This window comes from Simkania sp. (genome assembly GCF_965215465.1).
GTDB lineage: Bacteria > Chlamydiota > Chlamydiia > Chlamydiales > Simkaniaceae > Simkania.
Window position 1 is genome coordinate 1,088,954 of sequence record NZ_OZ244056.1, and the last position, 23,379, is coordinate 1,112,332.

Below are 23,379 nucleotides of genomic sequence, written 5' to 3' on the forward strand. Positions count from 1 at the left end.
TTCAAACTCCCAGAAGATTTTCTTATGATACTATCAAAGAGCTTTCTTTTTTCCAAAGAGAACAGATGTATAGGGTTGCAATTTGTCCAAAGTTTGCGTTTGACTTGCAGTAGAAAGGAGGAGCTCCCACCCCTCTTTTTCAAGTGGATACTCTTGATCAGACGGGTTGAAAGCGATGAAAAATTCCTCTCCAAGAGTGAGGCCTAAATAGCCCTTTTCTTCCCACTTGACTGCCGATGGGAAAGTTTTTTGACAGAAAATGGGATGGGATTTGCGCAAAGCAATCAGCTTTTGAATGAACTCGAAGAGAGGAGAACTCTGATCCCACAGAAAGTAGTTGAGTTCATTATCTTGGCAGTAGGTATTATTATTTCCCTTGCGCGAGTGACCATATTCATCTCCCATGAGGAGCATCGGGACTCCTTGAGAGACAAATAAGGCAAGCATGAAATTACGCATTTGTTGGAGGCGCAGATCGAGAACAGCTTGGTCAGTTGTTTCTCCTTCAACACCACAATTCCAGCTCTCATTGTCGTTCGCACCGTCTTGGTTTTGCTCCCCATTTTGCTCATTATGCTTTTCGTTGTAAGAGACAAGATCATGCAAGGTAAATCCATCATGGACGGTGATAAAGTTAATGCTATGCTGAGGGGTTCCTTTCTCGGTGTAGATATCTGGAGATCCGAGTAGGCGGTTTTTCATGGCTTCGACATTTCCATCTCCTCGAATAAACTTTCGAACGTCATCACGGAATTTTCCATTCCATTCCGCAAACCTCCAAGAAGGAAAGCTTCCTACCTGGTACAGGCCACCCGGATCCCAAGGTTCTGCGATCATTTTTGCTGGGGCGAGAATTGGATCATTCGCAATCCGTTTGATAATTGGGGGATCATCCATAGGTTTTCCATCTTCACCACGAGTCATGATCGAGGCTAAATCAAAGCGAAAACCGTCAACATGGAATTCAGTGACCCAATAGCGCAAAGAGTCAAGGATGAGATCTTGTACAACGGGATGTTGGCATTTCAATGTGTTTCCGCAGCCTGTGTAATTATGATAGCCGTTTTCATCGACGATGTAGTAAGTGGGGTTATCCAGGCCCCGAAAAGAGTGGTAATAGTTTTGATCATTCCCCTCAGATGTGTGATTGTAGACCACATCTAAAATCACTTCGAGACCCGCGCGGTGAAGTTCTCTGACGAGGAGCTTGAAATCTTCCTCTGTGCCATAGCGACGCATCGGAGCGAAGAAATTCGAAGTCGAATAGCCCCAATAATTGAAGAGCCTTGCTCCACTGCCAGGGATACGCCGTTGGTTTTCCGTTTCATTGAACTCGTGGATAGGCATCAATTCAACGGCATTGATTCCGAGCTCTTGCAAGTAGGGGATTTTGTCAATCATTCCCAGATAAGTCCCAGGATTTTTAGAGCCACTCGAGGGATGCTTTGTAAAGCTTCTCACGTGCATTTCGTAAACGATGAGCTCTTCTGCGGGAATCATCGGACGGGATACATGCTCCCAATCAAAAGGCTTCGGTGTTTCATAGACGGATCGCATCGGTGTGTGATGGTTTCCCCATTTATCGCTTGCATTCACAGCTCGTGCGTAAGGATCAACGAGGTCCATTTCTCCATTAAATAAGAGTCCTTTTTTGGGATCATAAGGGCCTTCAGCTTGGTAGGTGTATTCAAAAGTCGAAGGAAGGTGATCAACATTTAGATGCCAGTAATCTCCACTTCGTTGCATGTCGAATGCAGCAAAGGGTGCTTCTTGGCCCTTTTCAAAAAGGCGGAGTTTGACCTTATTAGCATGCTTGGAAAAAACAGAAAAATTGACCCCTTTTTCAGTTGCAGAGGTTCCTAGAGGGGACTCAGATCCGGGTGTAGAAGTGGGATTCATGTAAACTAATTATTTTAAATTGAACTGCTTGATTCTGGAGTATAGGAGGTCGTGATTTTTTGCAAAATTAATTTTTTAAACCTTTTGTTTACAGTGAATTGCGATGTGTATAGTTAAATTTTTAAATATTGAAAAACAAATATTTTACTGTTATAATTGAAAGTGGTTTCTGAGAGATGGATCCCAATACAGCGGGTTTTCACTGAAAAGAAAGTCAAGAAATGATGAATTTTTTGTTGCTATTTTTTTCTCAGCCTGAAAAAATTCTCTCTTTAATGTGTTCTTATATGAACATGAAAAGCTACAAACAATAATTCAAGGAGGAGACATCGATGTCTTTGGAAAATGCAAAAGCTAATCTTAGAGAGTTTGGAAAAGAACTAAACCTCGAAGGACTGGCATTCGATGAAAACCATACCTGTATTTTAGGGATTGACAATACCTTTTCTCTCCACTTGACATACGAGCCGAATTCAGATCGTCTCTACCTTTATTCTCCCATCTTGGATGGTCTCCCAAAAGATGATCCAACCAAACTGAAACTATACGAAGCTTTACTAGAAGGTTCGATGCTTGGCGGCCAGATGGCTGGTGGTGGAATTGGTGTTGCTGTCAAGGAAGAGCTCATTTTGATGCACTGTGTGCTTGAAATGGGAGCTGGAGCAGATACATCTTCGCTTCGTCGCTTTGCACCACTCTTTGTTGAGTCGGTTGAAAAGTGGAGAGATCGAGCGAAACGCATTATGGAAGGTCAAGATGTACAAATTGAGCGTCCACAAGCTGGCATGCAGCCTGGTGGTGGGCCACCACAACCTCCAGGAGGCGGCGACCAGCCTAAACCAGGCGATCGCTTCATCAAGATCTAAACTCGACCAAGACAGCGTCGATAACGATTCAAAAGCAGCCTAAAGGCTGCTTTTTTTTATCTCTAAATTTGAGTTCATTTTTGGAACTTCTTATCACTGCGTCAAATTAACGTCTGGCTACTCAAAACCTTTACGATTGCTTTTAGCCCATAAGAAATCAGAATATTCCTGACTCGTATGAGCAGTCTCTTTGGTTGGAAAAGCTCCTTGTTCAGGTCTTTTTGAGACTTGAACTTCTTTGATCTTCCAACCTAAAAAGTTCATATCTTGCATGGCTTGTTTTTGCTCAGGAGTCATATTTCTAAGGAACTCAGAAAGAGCAAGACCAGGCTTAAGCCTTCTAGGAATCGCTTCTTTTTTCTTCACGAGGATCGGAGGACCAAGAAGTTGATAAAGTGTATTTTCAAACCACTCATCTTTTGGATTCCCAATCATGTAGTAGCTTGTCTCATCTTCATTTTTCGCCTCATTCCCGCCGCGGTCTAGCTTATCCTTGCAAATGTCTTTCATGGAAGTGATTTGATATTTGCCACTCTTAGTTTCCATCTCTGATAGCCTAAATAGGAGATCCTTTCTCATGAATGAGTAGGCTAATTCGATAAAGACTTGCCATTCACGCAGAGGATACGCTTCTTTTTGATTCACAGGATTGACACCGCTAAAGTCAATTTTCTCTTTGCCGTCGAAAAACTCTTGGTGAATCTTTTGAAGGAGTCCTTTTAGCTTTATTAAGTACTCGGTGCGTAGTTTCTCGTTATCCCAGAAAATTTTAGGCAGCATATTTTGAGCATAGAATCCTCGAGCAACATCATCCTGTTGATTATAGGTTTCTATGAAAGCCTCAATCAGGTCTTCAAATCTCGTAATCTTGGAATAATTACCTTCTCGTTTAAAGAGAGAACCTTCGACTGATTGAGTCAAAACAAATTCATTGTCGTGTCTCGTTTGTAAGTTTTCAATGGCCTCCACGCGATCTCTTTCGTTTTCTACTCCTCCAGGAATCCTTCTTTGGTGGTTGATGTATAAGTCCCCTTCTCTTCTTTCTGCTTTTGCATAAAGCATTTCTTCATATTCAGGGGTCACAGCTTCTCCACTTCTTGGTGCAACATCATAGCCTGAGTAGTAAGAAATCGATCGTCCAAACATCCCACCTAGAATTTTAAGGACATTACCTCCAGTTACAGGGCAACCATGACGGAAGTAATTTATAACTTGTTTTTCACCTGTTTCTTGGTGACGATAAACATACCTATTTCTTAAATGAGGAACATTTTTAGTCCCAGTGAAGTCTTCAGTTCCCATTGCTCCAGATGCTTTTTGACCTTGAAGTGCTGATGAAGATTTGCCAAGGATGTCTTTAGGGGCACGCTTGATATCCTCATTTCTTTGATCGATTTTCCTGACGAAATTTTCTGCTGTCACAGGTTCTCGATCTTCACCTTGTTTGCGGTAATGTCTACTTGTTCCGACGAATAGGTCTGTGACTTCTTTCATGTGGCTATGGATTTCAGGCAAGTAAATGGTTTCAGAAACCATTCGAATCACATTTTGACAAAAAAGCTTGTCTAGAGATTTTAAACTAGTTAGTTCTTCCTTGGTCTTCAAGCGAAACTCTTGGTATTCAGGGCTTAAAATGGCAGCACGCAGGCTTTGAACCAAGGTATATCTTTGCGTTCGCGCGCAACTATATCCACCAGTTATGTATGAATACTGTGGGTCCTGTGAACACGTAAGAGCTTCAATTGTCCGTAAAATTGCTTGGTAAAGGCTATTATTAGGGTTTTTTTGGGCTAACCATTTTAATGGTTCAAAATTTTTCCTAAATCTGCTCCAAAAGCCTCTTTGAGAATTCTTGGGTACTCTTCTAGAGCAACACGATATTTTCTCATTTTAGCTGGATGGCCATTGTCTCCATAATAGTAACTATGCGTCCACCATTTATCTTTTTGAGCGTTATAAAACGCTTGTCTCTGCTTCTTTTGTTCCTCTACTTGCCAGGCGGGTTGAGTGTTTTTTGGGCTTGAATAGCTTGCTTCGTCCGCAAAAAATCTATCAAGATCTGAGACTTCGCTTTTCTCTCGAAGCTTAGAATCTTTTTCCGAATTTTCGGAAGATATTTGCACCGTTTCTCTAAAACTTGCGAGATGAATCAATTCTTTGACAAAAGCGGTGGTTGCGTTTTTTTTAGGATCGAGTTGGTAATAGGCTGTTTTTCGACCCACAGGGATTTTCATTTTGAGATTTTCGATAGAAGATTGTTCTTCTTTTGAATCCTTTTCTGGTCGAAAATCAGACTGGCTCAACAACTGACCTAATGGCCCTGGAAATTTTAGATGCATACGCAAATGCTGCTTTTGATCGACAAGATCAAAAACAAGTTCTTTTGCATTTGAAAGGAGACCTCGATCCTTCTTGGGATCAAAAAATGTCGTCTTCTCATTCTTCTTGTTGCCGCGTACAGAGGACTCACCTTTATCCTTTGAAACCTTAGGAGCCTTAGGAGGTTTGTTCGAGTGACCTCGCTCCTGTGAGATGCCCATCACATTGCGTTCTGTCCAAGAAGCAAGAAAAGCCTCTTTTTTGATGTCCACTTCCCATCCATGGTAAGGGTCTCGAATACGAACGCGATCATCAAGGACTGCATCAACGACAACAACATGTTCCCCAACAGTATACACAGAGGCAATGCAGGATCCATGCTCTTTAATAAATCTTTTTAAGCTTTCTAGGGTTTTACATTGCTTTCTAACGGGATTTAACCCGAACTGTTTTAAATCTCTTTCTTGATCGTGCTCGTTACCCAGGTTTCTCATTATCATCCCTTTTGCATCTAGCGCTTGCCTCTTTTCATAGATGAGCATGGCTGTGGAACCTGCAGTACAACCTCGTGTTGCTTGCTGTTGAATGATTGGCTTTCGATGCGTTGTATAAGAAATATTGAGGCTATTTTTACCCGAATCAAAAACTTGATTTGTGCGTTCGATGGGGTGAACTCTTAAGATGTCTTTATCTTGATAGGAATTTCCATATCCATGACCTGTCTCTAGGCTCATATTTTGAAGCTCAGGAAAAAGAGTTTTAACACAGTTTGCCAGCTCTGATTCCTGTTGCATCATCCCATAACGGGTAACTTCCGGAATATCGATCCTATTATTTTTGGCATATTGTCTCAGCTTTGCGGTGAGCTGAGAGATAGCGAGAAGTCTCTGTTCCTCTATTTGTGGGACGTATAAACTATCAGCTGAGGAAGTGCTCGGATAACGTCTACAAAGTTTCGTAGGCTCAGCATTATAAAGCTCTAGAACTTCTTGACGTAAGTTTTCCAATTCACGTTCATTTTCAACGTTTTGGTCGAGGTGAAGTGAGGAAGAAAGCTTAGGCGAACGATCAGGTCTAGATGGAGGTTTCCCAACATTAGAGTATGATGAGACAGCTGGAGGTGACATTCCAACTGCTGAAGCTTGAGAATCAAAAGGACCTCTCTGTGGAGATCCTATAGAACCTTCATACCCTAAATCGAGTTGATGGGATGCTTTCATGGAAGAATTTTCATGCCTTAAAGCAAATTGTTGCGAAGCTTCAACTTCTTCACGTTGGAGTGCTTGTCTTGCTTGAACGACAAGATCTTTAATTGATTGTGCTATTGCAGGATGACTAAGATCGAGATTAAAAACACTGTTTCCTTCATTGCCTACAATTCCCACCTGAGCTCTCATGTCTGAAGAAATTGCCTCTGGACCTGTACTTACAATAGCGAGAACTTCACGTTGAGATTGTTGTATCATACGATGAAACTGACTGCGGACTTCTGGATTGTTTAAATCAAAGGCAATCTGAAACCTCTCGCCACCCATTTGAATATCAAATGCTGCGACTTCAGCTTCACGCAGGAGGTTTGCAAGCTCAACACTGTTTTGGCGCTCCTCAACAACTACGATTTGTCTATCTTCTTTGATCGAAGGTCCCGAATTTCTTGGAGGAGGGTCGGATGGAAGTTGGTGTACCAAGTTAAGTCCCGACTCATTTCTTTTAGGGGATGGAGAAGCAGATGGAGGCTGCGGCATTCTAAGATCGCCTGAGCTTCTACGTTCATTTCCCATCAATAGGCCTTGATGTTTCGAAGAAAAGGAGGGAGTTAGAGATACAATATAGGGGGGGAGTTTCCTGCCGTCCAAACCTATAACCTGGATCTTAGATGGTTGAACTTGAGGTTGGATTTCTTCCTCTTTTCTTCTGTGGAAAAGACCCAATGTTAAAATCGTTCCAATAGTAGCTAATGCGGGCCAAAAAGAAAACTCAGGCTGTGGCTGGGAAATCGATTCGGTTTCTGTATTGAGAGTGACTTTATCCAAGATCCCGAATGGGGCGCACTCGCTAGAATTTGTGATGATCACATCTGCTGGTGGAGGAAAATTGTATGGCTCAATATCGGGAGGCGTAGCAGAATGCAGTGCTGGACGTGTTGCATTATATGAGGGATCGATCAGTGGCGAAGAAGTCATAGCTGCGCTGTTATTCAAAGGTTCTGCTGATAGAAAAGATGAATAGAAATGATCTACTTTTTCCGCTGATTCAAAAGTCGCTTCCCACGAGAGATCTTTGACAGTAAGGTCTGAGGTGCGTTTAACCGTGTGGTCGATGACTTGACTTCCCTCTGGAACTGTCAGAGAATGAGCATCAACTGAACAAACCTTTTCATCGACGACAGGAGTGCTTGTATTACGAGGTTCTGTCCATGAGCGAGGAATCGTGGTGATAGTTTTTCCTGCAAATGGAAGGTCAGGTAGTCTTTCTGCTGAAGTGGTCTCTGAAGAAGAATCAACATGAGAAAATTCCTCTGTGATCACAGGTGCAGTCGGTTTATGATGGACTTCGGGAAACGGAAAGTCAATTGACTTCATCTCAGGAGAAACATCAGATTGTGAAGTTTCAACTGTCGCACTTGAAGATAGTGAACCAAACACAACACAATTGTTTTCAGGACAGACTTCTCTAGGATCTTTGTCTTGTAGTTGTTGAAGATATTGAAGTGTGTAATCATCGATTTTTTCAGCTGATTCTAAATTAGCTTCCCACGAGAGATCTTTGACTTTGAGATCTGGGATGCGTTTAATTGAATGGTCGGTGAGTTGACTTCCCTCTGGAATTGTCAGAGCATGAGCGTCAACTGAACAAACCTTTTCATCGACGACAGGAGTGCTTGCATTACGAGGCTGCTCTGTCCATGAGCGATCTATGACAGTGATATTCAGTGGACGAAGGGGGTGACTGAAAGCATGGCTTCCTTCAGGAATTGTCAGAGCATAAGTTTCGGTAGCGGGAAGGTTTTCGTCGAAAGTAGGAGTCCAAGAAGAATTATTGGGGATGAGATTTGTTGGACTCATCGAGTGATCGATGATTTTGCTTTCACTTGGAATCATTAAACAGTTGTGATCAGGGCAGCGGTCGACTTTGGGAAGAGGATCTCCTTCGTCAGAGGGAAGAATGACGTCTTTCGTTTGATTTTTACTTTCTTTCGTGGGCTCTTGCATAGGAGCTGTTGCCTGAGAGCCATAATAAAAGAATGCAAAAGTAGGAACAGCAACAGCCATCACAATGAGGGTTACAGCAAGGGCTTGCTTGGGTGTTACGCGCCCAAAGAGGTAGTAGGGCTCCACTCTTTCTTCTCCGTCGAAGAAGAGGTGGTCTACATCAACGATCAGAAGGACGCCCGTTAATTTCTCTTCGAGTTGATCAGCAAAAACACGACGCATCTCAAGTGAAAATTCATTTTTTAGATCTGCATTTTCTTCAAATGCTTGGGAGTAGCTTTCGAGTTCTGCTAAAGGGAGCGCTTTCACTTCTTCGATGGAATTGGGGAAAATAAGATAAGGTAGTGAGATCTTTTCTTTAAGCTCTATTTGAGTTTCAAAACGAAGTTTTCTCCACTTTTCAGGATGGGCGATGAGATCATTTTCAACCCATAACAAGTCAGTCTTGCTCAGTAAGTCAGCTTGGATTGGCAGTTCCCAATCAATCCATTCAGTTTTTGCAGGTTGGAAACCTTGCTCATAGAACTGTTTTGCAACCTCAGGAGTCACTTCTGTATCTGAGAGCTGTGCAATGAGATGGATCCAATTGAGCTGCTCTAAGGAAAGTTTTGTAAGTGAGTCTGGGAGAGAGGGAAGCTCTTCTTTCACGTAGTTCCTATTAGAAGGCAGCACATTGTTTTGCAGAAAGAGTTCGTTAAGCTCTTTTTTCTGCTTAAGTGTGAGGAAACTGAGATCTTGCGCTTGCACAGCTTGTAGGCTTTCTTTTGTCCAGCCACTGCCAGTTCCAGAGCATTTGCCTAAAGGAAGGGTTAAGGCATGTTGCAAAGCTAGGGTGAGCCCCTCTTTTTGATCTGAATGCTCTTCAAAAAAGGCCTTCACATGTGGCATCTGTGTGGCACTCAGATTATCGACATCTTTGAGTTCTTTAGGAGTTTCCCAGCGATACTGATCCACAAGAAATTTAGCAATCGAGTACAGGGTAAAAATGGTTGTCTTTACTAGCAAGCTTGTGACAGCTGTGCGAATAGCTGTTTCAAAATTCAAACGAATGGCCGAGTGGATGGCACATTTTCCAATGACGTAAGGAAGGGCAATTGTGCTGATGGCAAGACCCATTGCTCTAACGGCAACTTGGGCTTCAGGTGTTTGGGGATCGAAATAATTCTTTGCAGCTGTCATAGAAAGGGCATGAGATGTCGCTGCCGTTAGCGCACCTACAGAATAGGGATGCATCACCGCGACTTCACGCGTCATTAGAGAAATAATTTGAGTTGTTGCGAATGTGCACAAATCTATGCAAGATTCCCATCGCTGATACAGCGATGAACTATTAGGGCCCACCATTTTTATATTCCTTTTTTTTTAGATTTTTTCAAAAAATTGAAAAAAGCGACGCAAGTTTAAGAGATATAAGGAAAAGAGTCCAATAAAAAATAAACTTAACCTATTTATCTTGAATCTTTTACCTAAATACGAAATGACTAGTTTACAGTGTATTATGCAAGTTTTTGCTGAATTTCAAAGAGGGGAAAGGCGATGTTTTTATCTTTTGAGGCTTTACCCTTTTCGATTTGCTTCACACTTGACATCACTGTTGAATGGTCACGTGAAAAGAATTCTCCAATTTTCAGATAGGGCATCCTAAGGGCTGTACGGCAGAAGTACATCGCAATTTTTCGAGGTAGAACGCACTCTTTGTTTTGGCTTCTCCCCAAAATGTCTTCGGTATTGACCCGAAAGGTTGCAGCAACGTGTTGCAAGATTTTGTGTGGAGTCAGCAATTGCTTCTCTTCTTCTCGAATGAGGTCTTGAAGGAGATGGTCGATCATGGGGATGTCTAGTTTGAGTTGGGATTGGTGGAGGCGTAGAGCAAGGGCTTCAAGGGCTCGGATGAGTGAGGGAAGAGTTGGGAAGGTTCTTAGCAGATGCGCTAGCATCAGCTCTGTGAGAGGTAAGGAGAGAGACTCTGAGCGTGTCTTGAGAATTTGTTTCGTCTCTGAGGGGGTTGGCATGGTTAGAGGAAGGGTGATACCCCATTCAAAGCGGCTTTTGAGACGTTCTTCAATCCCTTCGAGCTCGCGGGGGGAAGAACTAGCGCTAAGCACGATTTGCATTCCTTGGGTGTGGAGCCGGTTGAAGGTGTGAAAGAGTTCTTCTTGCGTGGTGTTTTTTCCTTTGAGCATTTGGACATCATCGAGGATGAGGCAATCTAAATTGCGGTAGGTAGGGCGAAATTCTTGGAGACTACTGGTTCGAAAGGCACGTATCACATGTTCGGTGAAAGTTTCTGTGCGGACATAAAAGACGTTTTTTCCAGCTTGTTTCAATTGATGGGCGGTGGCCATCAAGAGGTGGGTTTTTCCGCAGCCTGCTGGGCCATAGAGGAAGATAGGATTGTAGGTGCTGTCGATGTGAGTCAGTAAGTCACAAGCGAGAAAAGGTGACTCTTCTTTGATGAAGTTTTCAAAGGTTGCATGCGACGCAAGGTGGTCAGGAGAAAAATACTGCTTAGGGTTGGACTCCTCAGGGGTGGTTTTTTTCGCGCGGCTTTTAAGGGGTTTTCCATTGAGGTAAAAGTGGAGCTTGATTTTGCGCCCACTCGGATCTAAAAGCTCTTTGGTGACGTGCTCTTGGTACCAGAGAATTTGAAAAGAGTCGGTCGCATCTAAGTAGAGGTTTGCGGCATCAAATTTAAGAACTTTGAGTGGTTTGAGCCATTTCTCAACGGTTTCTTTCCCCAGATCTTTCTCAAGTGTCTTAAGAAAGTCATGCCACGCTTTCATCAGTCAGGTGCTTACTTGCTCTTTTTAGGGTTGATGACAACTTCTCTTGGGTTGCTAGGCTTATTCTTGAGCTGCATGCGCTTTGAAGCATACCATTGCTGCAAGATTTGGAGGAGCATTGAAGAGAACCAGTAAATGTTAAGTCCTGAAGGGAACTTGTAAAACAGCACAGTGAACGCAATTGTCATGATAGAGCCCATTTTTTGCTGCTGCTTTTGTTGGTCTGTCATTTCACCTTTGTTCTTCGCTGACATGAGCTTTTGCTGGAAGAACATCACCACCCCGAGCATGATTGGAAGGAGGTGGAACGAGGTGCCAATTAAAGGAATGGGGTAGCTCCACGAAAAGAGAACATCGGGAGCCGTCAAGTTGTCAATCCAACCTGGAATGAAAGATGCTCCTCGAAGGGAGAAAGTCGACTTGAGAAGATCAAACATTCCAATCAAGAAAGGCATTTGAATGATGAGCGGCAGGCATCCGCCAAGTGGATTGGCTTTGTGCTGCTTGTAGAGTTGCATCATTTCAAGCTGTTGCCGTTTGGGATCTTTCTTATACTTGTCCTGAATTTTCTTCATCTTTGGGCTGAGAGCTTGGAGCTTGAGATTCGATTTAATCGACCATGCATTGAGTGGGTACATCATGATACGGAGAACAATGGTGAGTAAGATGATCGAAAATCCCCAGGAGTGGGTGATTTTGTAGAAGAAGTTCATGATGAGAAAGAGGAATTTGGCAAAAGGCTCAGAAATGAATGAGAACCATCCATGGAAACTCTGTGTTTCTGTGTAGTGAGGGTTATATCCGGTTACTTGGTTTGTGAAAGCGGCGTCCACTTGTTTGAGGATGTTGTGTTCTTGAGGGCCCATGAAAAGGCGGAAATCAAGTGGCTGGGACGTTTTACGAAGCGGCATATGCACCATGTAACCTGGATATTTGCTCACAGGATAGAGGTCGTATTTTGCATCGATCATCACGATACGGGAAGGGTCGAGATTTCCTGGAACTTTATTCGCTTGAAACCCAGCTGAAATTTCACTTAAGGGGTCCATGATAACTGCAAAGTATCCATTCGAGTTGGCAACCCAATCAGGCTCGATGGAGCTCATGGTTGTCGATTCTTTTGGCAAAGAGAGTTTTTCAACAACCGACTTTTGATTTTGGACGCTGCTATATTTGATAATTGGGGCTGGGCTTCCAGAAATCAGTTCAACTTCGGGAACACCAGATGTGACCCAAAGTCCTCGTGAATCCCCATCGACTTTCACTGTGGCAAAAAGGCAGTACGGTGCGGGCTCTTCGGTCTTAGGGAAGGAGTAGACTTTTGTGATCCGGCGGTTTTGGAAGTTGGCAGTAAATTCGATAGAATTTTCGTCAAAACGGGTCATTTCGTAAAAGACCTGGGATGTTTCTGGGTCTTCCGAGACGATGTTAAATCCGTAATATTGGGGAGGAACAGTGTAAGGAGGGTAGTCGGCTCCTTTTTGAATTCCTCGGCGGAGCATGGGATAATAGCCACCTTCTGTCGGTTGTTTTAATACAGGTTCGGATCCTTTCTCTGCAGTGTAGTAGGGTCGGCTAGGAAAATGGGCATTTGAAGGGTATTTCTTATCGATGATTCGATCAAAGTTAATAGGCAGTACCACACTCTCTGGTGAGCTTTTTTCAAAGGGAAGGTTCACTTCAGCAATGGCTCCGCCCCAGTTTGAGAAGACGACTTGCATGTATTCATTTTGCAAGACATAGAACTTTTCTTCACTTGGGGTTCCTGAAGGGTGCATGTCGAGGCGGTAGGTTGTGAGATTTTCAAACGTTTTCAGGTTTGTCATTGGTTGAAGAGTATTTTTGTCAGCATTGTAGAGGCCAACAGGAAGGTAGGAACCTTCGAGCTCATACATCGCAATGGCGTTAGAAGAGGGAGTGTCAGCAGGAAAGAGCACTTGTCCATTTTCATATTCCGCTAAAGTGACTTGAACAGCTCCATCGGAGAAGGTGACGAGTTGGATGTCTTGCATGCCAATTTGTGGCACATAGGTCGAGACAATTTCAGGTTGGTGCGCTGCGCTGTAAAGAGAGAGCTTTCCAATCCCTGTTTCTCCTGTGATGAGATGAACAGGAATGAAGTTGTTGCCTTTTTGAACATAGATTTGTTTGGGCATTTTCTCGGCCCAGTTCATTGTAAGGTAGGAATCGTCTGATGAAATGACTGACCAAGAAAGAAAAGAGCGTCCTTGTAGATCTTCAAATAGGCGAGAGATTGGAAGTTGTTTTGCTGAAGCGGTGCGCTGTGCGAGCTCTTGCTTCACCGTTGACATTTGCTCTTTTTGAACAAGCTCTTGTTGTTTGCGCTCTTCAGCATATTCTTGCTGGCGTTTAGAGGTGAAGTACTGGTTTACGAAAAAGAGGACGGCAGTTAAGCCAATCACAAAGATCATGCTTCGAGTATTCATCGTTTCCTACTTAAGTGACTAGAAAAGCCTATTTTAACAGAATAGACCTTATTCTTGTACGTTTGATTCAACTTTTTCTATGAAATGGGAAAATGCTTCTGTTTCACGCACACCTTCTAACCATTCGTCTTCCAATACTTCTTCGAGAGAAGGAAGGCTTTCAAAGGCATGGGCTTTTTCTAAGAAACACATGCTGCGGTCATAATCTCCTAGAAGAGAATAAAGGCAAGCGAGAGAAAAATAGGCGTGGGGGTTTCCTAAGCGTGCTGACTGGATCATTTTGTACTCAGCATCACGGTAATGTTCATCGGATTCCACGCTGTTTTCAAGAAGCTCTGCTAGATTTACCAGGGTAATACCCCAGTCAAGAATGATTTGATCATTTTCTTTGTCGCGTTGGTGGGCAATACGGTAATGGTGAAAGGCTCGTTTGTAGATTTCAGGTTCATTGACTAGCTCTGCGTAATGGCTGTAGGTGAGAGCGAGTTGACTGTGAATGTGAGGGAATTCGGGGTTGAGCATTAAAATATGATTTAATATATCGAGCGCTTTGACGTAGGAACTGTCGTTTTCATTGTATTCTCCAAGATAGTCAAGGGAGATTGCATAGTGGTAGAGCCACTCTGGATGCTGGTAAGCGACATTTTTCTGCATGCTGATCGCTTTTTCAAAATGGTAAACAGCACGTTCTACCGTTTCTTGGTCGTGATTAAGATCGGAGAATTTAAGCAGGCAGTAGCCGTAATTGTAGTGGTAGGTACTGTTGACCTTCAGGTTCAAAGCTCGCTCGAAAAAGCGACAAGCGCGTTCAAAGTTTTTATCGTCTTGATCGATTTCAGCAGCTGAAACGTGGGCAGTGGCAATGCCAAACCATAAGCGGTGAAGAGAGCGGTTCAAGCTTAAGCCTTCCTGGAATTTTTCAATTGCCTGGTAGTAAAAGTCGACGTCTTTGAAATAGGTTGCCGTTGCCATGAGGCACATTCCATACGAGTAATGGACGTTAGGATCTTCTGGAGCATCTTCTGCCAATTCCTCGATCTTGTTTTCAGCTTCGTGGAGAAGCTCTAGCTTTTCAGAGAAAAGCCCAAGATAGGCTAAGGCTTCTGCCCAGATCCCTACGAGCTGAATGGCCTGCGGGTTACACTGATGTCCACGATGACACTTTTCTACGCAAGAACGGAGCTTTTTGATATCTCGAAAATGGAGCCCACTTTCTAGAAGAAGCTCGGCCCATCTTGTCCATAGTTGTTCATCATTCGGACAGAGTTGTGCAGCAGCAGAGTAGCACTCGCTTGCTTGTGAATAGTGGTCTTCGTCATGGGTATAAATGTAGATCTCTTTCAGCGTATCGGCGAGTCTCAGCCATCCGGTATGAGAAGAGATGGTGATAGAGATACTGTTTTTGTAGCAATTGATCGCCTTGACATGAAGGCGCAAGTCGTTTGTTTTTTCACCGAGATTGAAATAGACGTCGCCAAAGTTTAACCAGAATTCTGCGGAGAAATCGTCTTGATAAAGGGTTGCTTTTTCATAGGATTTTAAAGCGAGGTTGAGGTCAGTGGCTTCTCCTGAGATTTCAGCAAGCTTCATCCAAAGATCTCCGAGATCCCAGTAGAGATCAGCTAAGACATCTTGGGATTGATCGGCAATGAGGGTGAGAGCTTTTTCATACTTCTTTCGGGCATGTTGAAAATAACTAGGCTCAGCTTTACGGATTCCAAGAAGGTACAAAGTGTTGCCCCAGGCGTGCCAAGCTTCAAAACAATTTGGATTTAAGGCTGTAGCTCGTTTGAAGCTTTTTCCTGCTAAAATGAGTTCTTCTTCATTTCCTTCTTCACTGCCGTATTCAAATAGTGCTAGACCTTGCTGGTAAAACAAGTTAGAATTTGCGGGATCGAGTTTGATGGCCATCTCGAAAAAACGGAGACCAGAAATGTCACCATGAAGGAGGCAAAACTCGCCTTTTTTGAGCAGAGCTTTACTTAAAACAGTGTAATCACCTGTTTTAGGAAGCCCCTCAAGATCAAGAGATTGATCTTCTGGAAGCTCGAGGTTTGAGGAAGGTTTTAAATGCTCAGCCTTTGCCATGTGATGCTCAATCTACTTCAGAAACGAATTGGTGATTATAGGTAACCTTCGGAATTTTACACAATGCTCAGAATGGGCTCAAAATACCTTTTGAGCGGCATTTTAATAGTTTAAAGATGGATCATAAACTCAGGATAAACAGTTTAAAAAAAAGTTCTCTTTACATAAAATTAATGAGACTTGTTTTTACTTGGAATTGAAGATATGACGTTTATTTATGAAAGAATTATCCGTGTACAAGATACGGATGCAACAGGTGTCTTATACTTCGCAAATCAACTTCAAATTTCATTAGAAGCTTTTGAAGAATTTATGCGAGTGTCAGGATTTTCTTTAACCCAGATGGTGGAGCAAAAAAAATTTTTACTTCCTATCGTCCATTCAGAGGCCGATTATTTTCTTCCGCTCACAATTGGAGAAAAGGTCGAGGTGGCCCTAAATTTCACCCATATTGGAACCACTTCGTTTACTTACTCCACAGAGCTTAAAAGAGAAACTAAGCTCATAGGAACGGCATCAATTGTTCATGTCGTCTACTGCCCAGAAAAAAAGCAATCGGAACCGATCCCAGAAAAATTAAAATCTATTATTTACAAAGGAGAAGAGAAATGAGCGTTCAAAAGTCCCACTTTGGCATTCCAAGTATGGAAAGATATATTGAAAGAACTCTGTGGACTTCTGCCACATTTATCACAGCGAATATGCTTGCTTCGATGTTCTTCAGTAACCAATCCGTCATGAATCGAACCGTTTTTAGTACTCTTCAAGCTGGAACATTCATTTATTTATTTGAAAGTACTTTTGTCGAGGATAAGGTTAAAAGCTATAAAGAATCTTTTGATGGAGAAACAGCTCATAAAATGATTGACTATGCCCTATTTTTCTTTATAGCTGCGACTCCTATTGTCCTCGCTCGAGGTATTACAACTTGGGTTTTCCAACCCCTTTCACTCAAATTAGGAATTCAAATCGGAATTTACAACTATGCCGCAGGGGGAGTCGGAGCGTTGATTTATGAGAAGATTTTTAAAGGGGACTCCCCTGATGAACCACCCCCAAGAGATCCGCCACGCGTGAGATCTCACCCTTTGCGAGGAGAAGACCTACGAGGAGAAGATCGACTTAGAAGAGACCCGCTTGCAACACCTGGAAAAACAAAAGGCCACAATTCTTACTAAAATGTAATAAACATAATTATAAGCGTTGTTATTAATATTGTCCTGTTTTATAAATTAGTCGTCTTTTATAGAAAAGTGGGTGATTTTAATGTCTTGTGTTACTAATTTATATTCTAAAATGCGCACGACTGTCGCTGAGACACTCGATAGCGTTATCAATCCTGACTACAAAGCAATTGATAAAGATTTAAAGCGGATTGAACAATTTTTAAATAAGGCGGGCTGGGTTCCTGGGGTTTCAATTGCCACTGGAGCTGCTAGGGAGTCTTTGGGGTATCTTGAGGTTGTCATCGGTCTAGCGCTTGGATGTTTCCACCAAGCAGCTGCTCGTTTTGCGAGAGACGAGAAAACCCGAGAAAAGTTTTACAAATCAGCTGAGATTGATTTTTCTTACTGTGTCAATGGAATGGGGAATATCTTCAGAGGGAAGCTTGAGCAAGCACCACTTTGGGCGATCCCAGCACTTGTTTACAGTAAACTTGTTCTTGTTGCATACGATGCGATTGCTCTTCGTCTTAACTACGGTCATGAAGAAAAAGAAGGTCGAGAAATTCAACTTCTCCGTAACTTTGCAAACGATGCAAAGGTTTAAGAGTCATTTTTTATATGATCTGTCCTTATACGATAGTGTCACCCTTGGGTGGCACTATTTTTTTATAGTTGGGATTTGAGTCCTTTGGAAGGTTCTTCTTCTAGAGGGTAAAAGGCGATGGGGATTTTAAACTTCGGCAGATAGCTCTCTAAATAGTCTTGTAGTTCTTCTTGATGATACGACTTAGAGCTTTGAATGAAAGCAACTGGGCGCATCCCAAACTCTTGATCTTGCTTAGGCTCAATCCGTACATCAATCATTCCCTCAACTTGTTTGAGATAGGTTTCGATCTCTTCCGGGTAGATGTTTTCACCTCCACTGATAAAGAGGCGGTCTTTGCGACCATGGATTTGTAGGCCTGATTTAGGAGAGTAGATTCCGAGGTCACCTGTCGCGAAGTAACCATCAGCATCTAATGGAAGAGTCAAAGACTTGTGCTCATTGAGATAGCCGAGGAAGAGCGTTTTGCCTCGGACGTGAATTTCTTGCTCGGCATCGATAGCAATTTCTCGGTAGGGAAGAGGATGTCCTAGAGAAAAAGCCGAACAGTCTGTTGTGAATTGGGTGCAGATTTGGGAGCTCATTTCGGTCATCCCATAGGAGGGAAAAACTGGAAGTCCGCGTTCGCGACAAGTTTGTACTAGAGAGGCGTCAATCGAGGCTCCACCAATTAAAATGCTTTTGAGTTGATGTTGTACTTTTAAGAGGTCAATATCGGAAGCGCTGTCGAGAAAACGTTGCAACTGTGTAGGAATAAAAGAAACATGCGATGCTTTGGCTCTCAAAACGGTTGCAATTTCATGCGCTTTTCCTTCAGGAAAGACAACAGTGGCACCGGCTAAAAATGTGCGGAAAAGCAGAGCGATTCCAGCAACATGATAGAGAGGAAGCGAAAGGAGCCAGCGATCACCGGGCTGAATGGGCAGGTAGGCATTTGATCCTAGAGCGCTATAGTAGTGATTTCCTAGAGAGTGGCAGGCAATTTTAGGGGCTTGCGTGGTCCCAGAAGTCATAAGATATGTGGCATGAGCATCCTTATCAAGAAAGTAGGAATCGGTCGAGGGAGAGGGTGCATTTTTTAAAAGGGTTTCAAATGAATGCGTGATTTGTTTCATCTGAGGAAGCTTTTTTTGGAGGGCTTCGGGATAGAGAAAATAAGTTGCCGTGAGGGCATCAAGCGTTTGTGTGAGCTGATTGAGGGGAGAATAAGTATTAAGAGGGCAGCAAATAGCTCCTAGGCGAAAAAGAGCAAAAAAGAGAAGGGGGCTAGGAAACTCTAGTGTGGGGTAGACTGCGACACGGTCGCCAGATTTGACTCCTTGCTGTTTTAAAGCTGCAGCCAGAGTTTCAATCACCTGATGGCAAGTCTTATAATCCCAAGTCGTTTGTCCGTTGATTAAGGCAATTTGCTTAGGGTTTTTTCTTCCGTGATAGCTAAAAGGACACTCAAATGCATTCATGTGCTATGACACAGCCCGCTCTTAAATTCCACTTTTGGGGAAAGATGAGCTTTCCCTCGTTACATCTAATAGTTTCTTCAAAGAGGCGATCCTTGAAGAGGCGATAGGTGTCGAGTCCCATCGGAACTTGTGGCAACTGAAGGCGCGATGCGACCTTTGCCAAGAGACCTATTCCTAATTCACTTTCATAGCTACTACTTAAAATAAAATCGATGTCTTTTTGTTTTGCTTCTCTTAAAAGAGGGACGAGCTTGGTGCATCCCCCCATCAATGTGGGCTTGATAATGAGAGCTCTAAGGTGGGGAAGGGATAGGTAAGATGTTGAGGGAGCCAAGCGCACGGTTTCATCAAGAGCAATCGGAAAAGGGAATGCAATGTAGTCTTCGAACGTTTTAAACGGCTCTTCTAAATATTCGAAGGTGTCTGGTGCAAAAGAGCGTGCGAAGGTCATTCCTTCTTCAAATGTCCATGATTGATTGGCATCGACTCGCACCTTCATTTCATCAGGGATGAGAGTGAGAAGCTCTTCGACTAAATCGATGCTTTCCTCAAGATTCAGGTGACCAACCTTGATTTTGACGGCTTCATATCCTGTGAGGTTTCGGCCTTGAGCGCGCATGTCATCAGGTGTACCAGCAAGCAATGCATTGACGGCTATGGGGGTAGAAGTTGTTGGCAAAGTCAAATCCAAGATTGCAGATTCGATCCCAAAGTGAACAGAAGGAGAAAGGTATTGAGGGTGCCACTGCTCATGCAGCAAGTGAGGAAGCTCTTCTAGAAGTTCAGCCTTTGCTTGCTCGTAAGATTCGTCGCTAAAGTTCTCGAGTGGTGCGATCTCTCCCCAGCTTTCAGCTCTGTCTTCTCTCTCAAGTTGGAGAAGAAGACCTTTCCTCTCTTGATTGCCAAAGGGGCGCTTATATTCGTGTACAGTTGCAGAGTGGGGCGTCATATAAACCATCCAATTAAAAAGGCTAGGGTGTAGAGAGACATCCACTTTCCTGTTTTTGGAAGAAGGGGTTCTAGTTTTGTTTCTCTATGTGCTGATTTGATTAGAGGCATGGCGGGAAGTAGGGCGAGCGAGGCAAGCAAGCAGCCAAAATGTTTTCCTGTCATGACCACAAGCGCAATCGGAATGATACCCGCAATCAGCAGGCATGCGATGTACTCATAGCGGCCAAATGTTAACCCGAATCGAACTGGCAATGTTCGTTTTCCTGCGGCTTGGTCTTCATTGATGTCTCGCATATTGTTACTCGTTAAAATGGCTGTGGAAATAAGTCCAGGTGCTAAGCCAGCTAAGATGGCAATACCTGACAGTTCGTGCGTTTGTAAGTAGACAGTTCCTGCCACAGCAACGGGTCCAAAAAAAATCAGGACAAACAAGTCGCCTAGCCCCAAATAAGCAAGAGGATAGGGACCTCCGGTATATAGATAGCCTAAGACAATCGAAAGAGCAGCTAACATGCCAATCACCCAGCCGCCTTGAGCGATTAAATAGAGAGCAATAAAAGCGGCAAAGCCAAAGGTGATGGCTGTCACTTTTTTCATGGTTTCAGGCGAAACAAGACCGGATTGTGTCAAACGACGGGGACCCTTGCGATCATCTGTATCAGCACCTTTGCGAAAGTCAAAGTAGTCATTGGCAAAGTTGGTTCCGATTTGAATGCTTAAACCAAATAAAACTGTCAGTAAAAAAATCAAGGGGTGAAACACCCCTTGTTTAAAGGCTATGACGCTTCCAATCAGAATGGGTGAGAGGGAAGCAATAAGCGTTTTAGGGCGCGCCCCTTCGATCCAAACATTCATGGTCTTTTGGGGAATTGTCTAAAGTTTGGTTTTCTTTTTTCGAGGAAAGAGCGATGTCCTTCCTGCGCTTCTTCGCACATGTAGTACAAGAGAGTGGCGTTTCCTGCGAGCTCTTGAAGTCCTGCTTGCCCATCACAATCTGCATTGAGTGCCGCTTTTAAACAGCGCAATGCTAATGGTGAATGTTCGAGCATTTTTTCACACCACTCAACAGTGGTTCTTTCTAAATCATCATAGGGGACGACATGGTTAACAAGTCCCATGTCGAGCGCCTCTTGCGCTGTGTATTGGCGACACAAATACCAAATCTCGCGCGCCTTTTTTTGCCCAACGATGCGGGCAAGATAACTTGCTCCAAAACCGCCGTCAAACGACCCCACTTTTGGTCCAGTTTGACCAAAAATGGCATTGTCAGCAGCAATGGTTAAATCACACATGACGTGAAGTACGTGCCCGCCTCCGATAGCATAACCTGCCACCATCGCAACGATTGGCTTGGGACAAGCGCGCATGTGTTTTTGGAAGTCGAGAACATTGAGACGATGGACTCCTTCACCATCAGCATAGCCAGCATCACCGCGGATAGACTGATCACCCCCAGAGCAGAAGGCGTGTCGTCCTTCACCAGTTAAGATGATCACCCCAATTTCTTCGTCATTACGTGCATTTTCTAAGGCCTTGATCATCTCAACGACAGTGAGAGGGCGAAAGGCGTTGTGAATGCGAGGTCGGTTGATGGTAATCTTGGCAATCCCACCATATTTGTGATACTTAATGTCAGTGTATTCTCCAGCAGTTTCCCAGTTTATTTCTTGCATGACGCTTGCTGACATAAAAACTCCTTAATTTTGTGAGCGCACTCAGTTGGATTTTCTAAATGAATTGCGTGACCGCTATTTGAGATCAGGTCAGTCCTGACTCCCATTTGTGCAAGTTTATTTCGAATCAAATGGTACTTTATATCACGATCCCCAAATAAAAAAAGGGTTGGGAATGAAAATTTTTCAATTGCTTTCCAGCAGGAGGGTAAGACACCAGGGCTCAATTGCTTAAAAGTTGCAATAACGTCTTCAGGATCATTTTCCATCCGCCTTTTAAAAATCTCAGGAAAATCGGGGCGTTGACGCAAGTCGGTAAAAAGTGGTTGGGCATACCATTTTTCCAGAAAGGCTTCGAGCCCGTCATTTCTGATGAGATGACACCACTGCTCATCCGAGTGAAGTCTTGCTTCACGCTCCTTTGGATCGTCAATCCCGGGGTTTGCGGAGAGAATAATGAGGTTTTCAATGAGCTTTGGGTGGCGCGAAGCAAAGTCGAGAGCGAGGCGTCCGCCCATTGAGTAACCTACAAGAGTTACAGGCTTGTTGATCCCTTCAGGAGAAGTTAATGTTTGATACGGACCTGGAAGTTGCTCTAGGAGTAGGGCCCAATCTTCTACTCCACCTAGGAAACCATGAATGTACGTGATCATCAGATTTAAAAATTGGTTTTACTTGAATTTTACCCTTCAGAGAGTTTAAATTCTTTGCAAAAAAAAGATAGTTTTGGAGCAACATGTCTACGATTTCTTATTTAGCATTCAATTATTCGAGTTTTGATGAGCTATTTCGTCAATACAAAGAAGATAAATCGTCCTTCAGCCTATTGACTCATCTTTTTTATAACTACGCAGAATGCACTTGGTCTTCATCTTTAACGCATGGTGTGACAAGAATTCATTTTGCTGACAAAGAAATATCTGTTGAAACACCCTTAAAAGCTGAGTTGACTCATATGGTGGTACAAACTGTGAATTGGGTCATGTTAGGGACATTGTTTGCATTTCAACCAAGCGTTGCCATTCCGATTTTAGCTTTGACACTCGCAGGGAAGCTTTATCATACATTGGTGTTGAATTCCCAATTATCGATTGCTAATGATCATGCAAACCAAAGTCAGCAAGTGACAGATCAAGGCCAAGATGAGGTAGATCAAAGTCAGTTTGATACGATTCAAGAGTTACCTGGACTTTCTGAAGAACAAAACTATGTGTGGCTTAAGCTGCCTCAATTTGAAATAAAGCAAATCAAAGATCATTTAAGTGATTTCCTTAACGAGGATCAGCTCAATCAAATTGAACGGGATATTACATGGGTTCTTGATTTCAACCAAGCATACCCAATAACTTGTAAAAAGTTGAATTTTATGATCTGTTACCTAATACAAAAAGCCCAACTCGAGCAAGATATTGAGCTGATAGACGCTCTTTTAGAGCTGAGCAATAAATCAACAGTTGTTCACAAAGGTGATGAGATCAAACGTCTATATGAAGAGTATGTAAAAAAATCATCCCCTTTAGAGAACTATTTTGTCTTAAGGTTTTATACATACTTTTTTAGGGGAGACAAAGCAGTGAGCACACTTTCTAGCTTTATCAAGGTAGTTACGAGGGATATTAATGATTCTAATCTCAATACTACCGGTATTCAATTGCGCCAAAAGCTTGCCAACGGTCTTAGGGAGTTTCAAAAAACGCAACTAGAATTAAGAGAAGATTTTGGGTTTTATAACAAGGGACTAGATAACAAGGGATGGTACAAGAAAGCTCCCAGTGATAAACAAAAACTTGGAGAGCTCCCTTTTCTCTCAGAAAGAGAAGTTGTCTATTTGCTTTTATCCCTTGGTTTAGTTTCTAAGCAGGAACAAGCATCTAATGATTGTCAAAAGGTCGATTTTTAGATGAAGTTGCC

General features: G+C 43.0%; 16 protein-coding genes. 5 read left to right on the forward strand and 11 right to left on the reverse strand.

What is annotated here, in order from left to right:
• Positions 1-33 precede the first annotated feature (33 nt).
• The gene (locus ACOOFG_RS04990) at positions 34-1,899 is read right to left on the reverse strand and encodes a glycogen debranching protein (protein ID WP_420422540.1); all 1,866 of its coding nucleotides are present in this window, start codon (positions 1,897-1,899) and stop codon (positions 34-36) included.
• 332 nt (positions 1,900-2,231) lie between these two features.
• Here ACOOFG_RS04990 and ACOOFG_RS04995 point away from each other — a divergent pair, with 332 nt between their 5' ends.
• The gene (locus ACOOFG_RS04995; protein WP_420422541.1) at positions 2,232-2,765 is read left to right on the forward strand and encodes a CesT family type III secretion system chaperone; all 534 of its coding nucleotides are present in this window, start codon (positions 2,232-2,234) and stop codon (positions 2,763-2,765) included.
• Positions 2,766-2,882: 117 nt separating this feature from the next.
• Here ACOOFG_RS04995 and ACOOFG_RS05000 read toward each other — a convergent pair whose 3' ends face one another.
• From ACOOFG_RS05000 to ACOOFG_RS05020, 5 genes are all read right to left on the reverse strand, one after another.
• Positions 2,883-4,424: a hypothetical protein gene (locus ACOOFG_RS05000; RefSeq protein ID WP_420422542.1), complete on the reverse strand. Its 1,542-nt coding sequence runs from the start codon at positions 4,422-4,424 to the stop codon at positions 2,883-2,885.
• A 140-nt stretch (positions 4,425-4,564) separates the two neighbouring features.
• A complete protein-coding gene (locus ACOOFG_RS05005) occupies positions 4,565-9,550 on the reverse strand; it encodes a hypothetical protein (RefSeq protein WP_420422543.1) in 4,986 nt (1,661 codons plus the stop codon).
• Between the two features lie 242 nt (positions 9,551-9,792).
• Positions 9,793-11,079 carry a DnaA ATPase domain-containing protein gene (locus ACOOFG_RS05010; RefSeq protein ID WP_420422544.1) on the reverse strand — a complete coding sequence of 429 codons (1,287 nt, stop codon included), beginning with the start codon at positions 11,077-11,079 and terminating at the stop codon, positions 9,793-9,795.
• 11 nt (positions 11,080-11,090) lie between these two features.
• Entirely contained in the window at positions 11,091-13,526 is a 2,436-nt protein-coding gene (gene yidC / locus ACOOFG_RS05015; RefSeq protein WP_420422545.1) for a membrane protein insertase YidC, read from the reverse strand.
• Between the two features lie 48 nt (positions 13,527-13,574).
• Positions 13,575-15,614, reverse strand: a complete 2,040-nt coding sequence (locus ACOOFG_RS05020) for a hypothetical protein (protein ID WP_420422546.1) — start codon at positions 15,612-15,614, stop codon at positions 13,575-13,577.
• A 204-nt stretch (positions 15,615-15,818) separates the two neighbouring features.
• On the opposite strand from ACOOFG_RS05020, the gene ACOOFG_RS05025 reads away from it, so the two are divergent.
• The 3 genes from ACOOFG_RS05025 to ACOOFG_RS05035 all read left to right on the forward strand — a co-directional run bounded on the left by ACOOFG_RS05025 (position 15,819) and on the right by ACOOFG_RS05035 (position 17,384).
• Positions 15,819-16,226: an acyl-CoA thioesterase gene (locus ACOOFG_RS05025; protein ID WP_420422547.1), complete on the forward strand. Its 408-nt coding sequence runs from the start codon at positions 15,819-15,821 to the stop codon at positions 16,224-16,226.
• Positions 16,223-16,792, forward strand: coding sequence for a hypothetical protein (locus ACOOFG_RS05030; RefSeq protein ID WP_420422548.1), 570 nt, complete (start codon positions 16,223-16,225; stop codon positions 16,790-16,792). Before ACOOFG_RS05025 ends, ACOOFG_RS05030 begins: the two co-directional genes overlap by 4 nt.
• 88 nt (positions 16,793-16,880) lie before the next feature.
• Positions 16,881-17,384 carry a hypothetical protein gene (locus ACOOFG_RS05035; RefSeq protein ID WP_420422549.1) on the forward strand — a complete coding sequence of 168 codons (504 nt, stop codon included), beginning with the start codon at positions 16,881-16,883 and terminating at the stop codon, positions 17,382-17,384.
• A gap of 62 nt (positions 17,385-17,446) precedes the next feature.
• On the opposite strand, the gene menE is transcribed toward ACOOFG_RS05035, so the two are convergent.
• From menE to ACOOFG_RS05060, 5 genes are read right to left on the reverse strand one after another with little or no spacing between them, the layout of a single operon-like run.
• A complete protein-coding gene (gene menE / locus ACOOFG_RS05040; RefSeq protein WP_420422550.1) occupies positions 17,447-18,844 on the reverse strand; it encodes an o-succinylbenzoate--CoA ligase in 1,398 nt (465 codons plus the stop codon).
• Positions 18,831-19,793, reverse strand: a complete 963-nt coding sequence (gene menC / locus ACOOFG_RS05045) for an o-succinylbenzoate synthase (protein WP_420422551.1) — start codon at positions 19,791-19,793, stop codon at positions 18,831-18,833. Before menC ends, menE begins: the two co-directional genes overlap by 14 nt.
• A complete protein-coding gene (locus ACOOFG_RS05050; RefSeq protein ID WP_420422552.1) occupies positions 19,790-20,650 on the reverse strand; it encodes a 1,4-dihydroxy-2-naphthoate polyprenyltransferase in 861 nt (286 codons plus the stop codon). Before ACOOFG_RS05050 ends, menC begins: the two co-directional genes overlap by 4 nt.
• Positions 20,647-21,483, reverse strand: a complete 837-nt coding sequence (gene menB, locus ACOOFG_RS05055) for a 1,4-dihydroxy-2-naphthoyl-CoA synthase (protein WP_420422553.1) — start codon at positions 21,481-21,483, stop codon at positions 20,647-20,649. The genes ACOOFG_RS05050 and menB overlap by 4 nt, the downstream gene beginning before the upstream one ends.
• Positions 21,456-22,121, reverse strand: coding sequence for an alpha/beta fold hydrolase (locus ACOOFG_RS05060; protein WP_420422554.1), 666 nt, complete (start codon positions 22,119-22,121; stop codon positions 21,456-21,458). Before ACOOFG_RS05060 ends, menB begins: the two co-directional genes overlap by 28 nt.
• Positions 22,122-22,204: 83 nt before the next feature.
• Between ACOOFG_RS05060 and ACOOFG_RS05065 the strand changes: the two genes are divergently transcribed.
• The gene (locus ACOOFG_RS05065; RefSeq protein ID WP_420422555.1) at positions 22,205-23,368 is read left to right on the forward strand and encodes a hypothetical protein; all 1,164 of its coding nucleotides are present in this window, start codon (positions 22,205-22,207) and stop codon (positions 23,366-23,368) included.
• Positions 23,369-23,379: the final 11 nt, after the last annotated feature.